The sequence below is a fragment of the Pseudactinotalea sp. genome (assembly GCF_048594945.1).
Lineage (GTDB): Bacteria > Actinomycetota > Actinomycetes > Actinomycetales > Beutenbergiaceae > Pseudactinotalea.
On record NZ_JBMDXJ010000093.1, the window covers coordinates 1 to 4,760 of the forward strand.

Here is a 4,760-nt window from a genome sequence, read left to right on the forward strand (position 1 = left end):
GAGCGACGGCGCTCGTCGAAGTCGATGTCGAAGTCCGGCAGCGACATGCGCTCGGGGTTGAGGAACCGCTCGAAGATCAGACCGTGCTCGAGCGGGTCGAGGTCGGTGATCCCCATCGCGTAGGCGGCCATCGAGCCGGCACCGGAGCCACGCCCCGGCCCGACCCGGATGCCGTTGTCCTTGGCCCAGTTGATGAAGTCGGACACCACGAGGTAGTAGCCGGCGTACCCCTTGGACGTGATCACGTCGATCTCGTACGTGGCCTGCTTGCGCACGTGGTCCGGCACACCGTTCGGGTACCGGCGCTGCAGCCCCAGCTCGACCTGGCCCACGAAGTGCGAGATCTCGTCCTCGCCCTCGGGCACCGGGAAGTGCGGCATGTACTTGCCGACCTGCTCGGTGAACTCCACCTCGCACCGCTGCGCGACCAGCAGCGTGTTGTCGCACGCCTCCGGGTGATCCCGCCAGACCTCGCGCATCTCGGCCGCGCTCTTGAGGTAGTAGCCCTCGCCGCCGAACGCGAACCGGTTGCCGCCCTGCTCGTACGTGGGCTCGCTCAGCGTGGACCCCGACTGCACGCACAGCAACGCCTCGTGCGCGTGCGCGTCGGAAGCCTTGGTGTAGTGCAAGTCGTTGGTGGCCAGCAGCGGCGCGCCGATGTCCTTGCTGAGCTGCAGCAGGTCGGGCATCGTGCGCTGCTCGATCTCCAGCCCGTGGTCCATGACCTCGATGAAGAAGCTGTCCTTGCCGAAGATGTCCTGCAGCTCACCGGCCGCCTTGCGAGCCTCCTCGTGCTGGCCGAGGCGCAGCCGTACCTGGATCTCCCCCGAGGCGCAGCCACTCGTGGCGATCAGGCCCTTGGAGTAGGTCTGCATCAGCTCGCGGTCCATCCGAGGCCACTTGCCGAGCTGCCCTTCCAGCGAGGCCAGCGAGCTCATCCGGAACAGGTTGTGCATGCCCGCGGTGGTCTCGGCGAGCAGCGTCATGTGCGTGTACGCGCCGCGCGCCGAGACGTCGTCGTTCTTCTGGGACTCCTCGCCCCACCGCACGCGCGTCTTGTCGTGCCGGCTGGTTCCCGGCGTGACGTAGGCCTCGACACCGATGATCGGCTTGACGTCGTACTGCTTGGCGGTGCGCCAGAAGTCGTAGGCACCGAACAGGTAGCCGTGGTCGGTGGTCGCGAGCGCCGACTGACCCAGCCGCTGCGCCTCGGCGAACAGTTCCTTGACGCGCGCGGCACCATCCAGCATCGAATACTCGGTATGGACGTGGAGGTGGACGAAGTCGTCAGATCGATCCGCGGGCATGATCTTCGCAGTCTAGGTCGGCCCGGTGACACCGGGCGAGCGACCCTCCGCACCACCCGCCCGACGACGGCGTGTCGCCCTCCGGCGTGTCCGTAGTGTGTGCGCATGAGGACAGCAGGACCGTGGCGAGCGGCCGCGGCAGCAGCCGGGCTGCTGGGCGAGGACGGCGCGCCGCGGCCCACGATCTTCGCCGAGATGTCGGCACTCGCGCTGCGCACGGGCGCGATCAACCTCGGGCAGGGATTCCCCGACGACGACGGCCCGGAGTCAGTCAAGCGCGTCGCCTCGGAGGCCCTGCTGGCCGGGGTCAACCAATACCCGCCCGGTCCGGGCATCCCGGAGCTGCGCCGAGCCGTGACCGACCATCAGCGGCGCCACTACGGCCTCGACCTCGACCGCGACACCGAGGTACTCGTGACCACCGGCGCCACCGAGGCACTCGCCGCCTCGCTCCTCGCCCTCACCGAACCGGGTGACGGTGTGATCACGCTCGAACCGTTCTACGACGCGTACGGCGCCCTGATCGCGCTCGCCGGCGGCGAGCACGTGACCGTGCCGCTGCTCGCCACCGCCGAGGGCTTCCGGCCCGACCTCGAGGCCATGGCCCACGCGGCCGCACTCCCGGGGACGCGGCTGCTGCTGCTCAACTCCCCGCACAACCCGACCGGGTCCGTGCTGCGCCCCGGTGAGCTCGAGGCGATCGCTCGCATCGCCTCGGAGCACGACCTGCTCGTGGTGACCGACGAGGTCTACGAGCACCTCACCTTCGACGGCGTGACCCATGTCCCGATCGCGTCGCTGCCGGGGATGCGCGAACGCACGCTCACGATCTCCTCGGTGGGCAAGACGTTCTCGTTCACGGGGTGGAAGGTCGGGTGGGTGAGCGGACCGGCCGAGCTGATCGACGCGCTGCGTGCGGTCAAGCAGTTCCTCACCTACGTCTCGGGCGCCCCGTTCCAGCCCGCGGTCGCGCATGCGCTCGACCTCGAGACCACCGACGACCCGGACGCGGGTTTCGTGGCCGCGCTGGCGACCTCCCTGGCGCACCGGCGCGACCTGCTGGTGACGGCACTCGAGCAGGCAGGCTTGCGCACGCTCCGACCCGAGGGCACCTACTTCGTCATCGCCGACGCGAGCGCGGTCACCGCACGCCTCGGCCTGCCCGACGCGGCCGCGCTCTGCCGTGCCCTGCCCGATCTCTGCGGCGTGGTCGCGGTCCCGGTGTCGGCCTTCACGCGAGCGGGGTCACCGACCGATCGGGCGCTGCGGCAGCACGTGCGCTTCACGTTCACGAAGTCGGAGGCCACGCTGCAGGAGGCGGTGCGTCGACTGCCGCGGCTCGCGGGCTGAGGTCCTCAGACCGGTCTCCGCAGCGACTTGCTCGCGTCGCGGTGCCAGATCCGCGCATCGAGGTAGCGCTCCTCGGCGATCTCGTACCCGAGCGTCCGGTAGAACGGGATCGCGCTCTCCTGCGCCGACAGCTCCACCCGTACGCTGCCCTGGGCATCGGCGTGCTCGGCCAGCGCGATCTCCTCGAGCGCGGCCATCAGCGCTCGGCCGACGCCCTGCCCTCGGCCCTGCTGCCGCACCGCGACACGGCCCACGTGCACCACGCCGGGATGGGCGGGATCGGTGAGCAGACGCGCGGTGCCCAGAGGTGTGCCGCCCTCGCTCACCGCGAGCACATGCGTGGTCGTGGCGGCCGCGTCGAGGTCGTCGTGCTCCTCCTCGAGCGTGACGCCCTGCTCACCAACGAACACCTCTTCGCGGATCGCGAAGGCGGCCGTCATGTCCTGCTCGTTCGCCACTCGCCGCACGCTGATCGTGGTCACCGCCCGATCGTGCCACGCCCGCACTCACTCCCGCGACGGCCGGTACCAGCCCTGCCAGACCTTGAGTATCCGCAGCGCCAGGCCGATCACGAAGGAGGCGACCGCCACCGGGAGGACCCAGCCGAACGTCCGCTCGAGCTTGTCCGCCTCCCACGGCGACCCATCGTCGTAGGTGTGCGGCAGCGGCCCTCCGACCGCGAGCTCCACCACACTGCCCTCCTCCCACCGCTGATTGTCCGTCTGGCAGGAGACGTTCTCGTGGACCCGATCGCCGTCGACCTCGTGCACGGTGCACCGCAGCCCGTGCGAGAACTCGCCCACGGTGAACGGCACCCGCTCGCCGGCGACGATGGTCAGCATCGGCGACGCCAGCAGCAGCCCCGCCGCCATCCCGAGCGCGACCGGGATCGCGAGAATCTGCAACCACCAGTTCCGGACGCCCACCAGCGCCCGGGCGATACCTCCGAAGAGCAACGCGACCGCGATGGCGACGAACGGCTGGAGGTTCCACAGCGGGATCAGCACGGCTGCCCCGAGCGCGACGTACAGCGGCCAGACCAGGACACGCAGCAGGAGCCCGCCGGCGGTCGGTGGTCGTGTCGGGGCAGGATCCGGCTCAGTCGGCGAGGTCACGCCTGCCAGCATGCCGCCACGGCACGCACGCGGCCGCCGCTCGCCGGGGTAGACCTCCCCATTCTCCTCAGCTCTGCAGCACGTCCAGCGCGTGACGTAGATCCGCCGGGTAATCGCTGCTCACCTCGGTCCACAGCCCGGTTCGCGGATGGTGAAACCCGAGCCGCATCGCGTGCAGCCACTGCCGACGCAGCCCCACGTGCTCGGCCAAGACCGGGTCGGCCCCGTAGGTGAGGTCGCCCACGCAGGGATGCCCGATCGCCGAGCTGTGCACGCGAATCTGGTGGGTGCGGCCGGTCTCGAGGTGGATCTCGAGCAGACTGGCGGCGCGCAGCCCTTCGAGTGTCTCGTAGTGCGTCACGCTAGGTTTGCCGTCGCTCACGACAGCGAATCTGTAGTCGTGCTGCGGGTGCCTCCCGATCGGGGCGTCGACGGTTCCTTTGCTCGGGTCCGGGTGCCCTTGCACCACCGCGTGATAGATCTTCTCGACCGTACGTTCCTTGAAGGCGCGCTTGAGCACGGAGTAGGCGATCTCGCTCTTGGCCACGACCATGAGCCCGGAGGTGCCGACGTCGAGCCGGTGCACGATCCCCTGCCGCTCCGCGGCGCCTGAGGTCGAGATCCGGTATCCCGCCCCGGCGAGCCCACCGACCACGGTGGGTCCGGTCCAGCCCGGGCTGGGGTGCGCCGCGACGCCGACGGGCTTGTCGACCACCACCACGTCGTCGTCGTCGAACACCACCCGCATGCCCGGGATGGGCTCCGCGGGCGCGGTCACCGGCTGATCCGGCTCGGGCAGGTCGATCTCCAGCCACGAGCCCGGCAGCAGCCGGTGCGACTTACCGACCGTGGCGCCGTCGACCGTGACCACGCCCGACTCGGCGAGCTCGGCGACCTTGGTCCTGCTCAGGCCGAGCAGCCGCGCGAGCGCGGCATCGACCCGCTCACCGGCGAGCCCATCGGGACCCGGGAGCGACCGGAGTGCCAT

At 70.3% G+C, this 4,760-nt stretch carries 5 protein-coding genes; 1 reads left to right on the plus strand and 4 read right to left on the minus strand.

Annotated features, from left to right (window positions below; translation table 11 throughout):
- Window positions 1-1,307 (minus strand): DNA polymerase III subunit alpha (gene dnaE / locus ACOJSN_RS04470; RefSeq protein WP_420111311.1); only part of this gene is annotated, 1,307 nt, incomplete at its 3' end.
- A 105-nt stretch (window positions 1,308-1,412) separates the two neighbouring features.
- On the opposite strand from dnaE, the gene ACOJSN_RS04475 reads away from it, so the two are divergent.
- Complete coding sequence (locus ACOJSN_RS04475; protein ID WP_420111312.1) at window positions 1,413-2,657, plus strand: aminotransferase class I/II-fold pyridoxal phosphate-dependent enzyme; 1,245 nt, start codon at window positions 1,413-1,415, stop codon at window positions 2,655-2,657.
- Window positions 2,658-2,662: 5 nt separating this feature from the next.
- On the opposite strand, the gene ACOJSN_RS04480 is transcribed toward ACOJSN_RS04475, so the two are convergent.
- The 3 genes from ACOJSN_RS04480 to ACOJSN_RS04490 all read right to left on the minus strand — a co-directional run bounded on the left by ACOJSN_RS04480 (window position 2,663) and on the right by ACOJSN_RS04490 (window position 4,760).
- Window positions 2,663-3,139 carry a GNAT family N-acetyltransferase gene (locus ACOJSN_RS04480; protein WP_420111313.1) on the minus strand — a complete coding sequence of 159 codons (477 nt, stop codon included), beginning with the start codon at window positions 3,137-3,139 and terminating at the stop codon, window positions 2,663-2,665.
- A 24-nt stretch (window positions 3,140-3,163) separates the two neighbouring features.
- On the minus strand, window positions 3,164-3,772 hold the full coding sequence (locus ACOJSN_RS04485) for a hypothetical protein (protein ID WP_420111314.1): 609 nt from the start codon (window positions 3,770-3,772) through the stop codon (window positions 3,164-3,166).
- Between the two features lie 67 nt (window positions 3,773-3,839).
- Window positions 3,840-4,760, minus strand: a complete 921-nt coding sequence (locus tag ACOJSN_RS04490) for an RluA family pseudouridine synthase (protein ID WP_420111315.1) — start codon at window positions 4,758-4,760, stop codon at window positions 3,840-3,842.

Bases quoted from the DNA above. Each gene is read 5' to 3' on its own strand.
- ACOJSN_RS04490 (WP_420111315.1), bottom strand. From the start codon at position 4,760: ATGGCACTCCGGTCGCTCCCGGGTCCCGATGGGCTCGCCGGTGAGCGG.
- ACOJSN_RS04475 (WP_420111312.1), top strand. From the start codon at position 1,413: ATGAGGACAGCAGGACCGTGGCGAGCGGCCGCGGCAGCAGCCGGGCTG.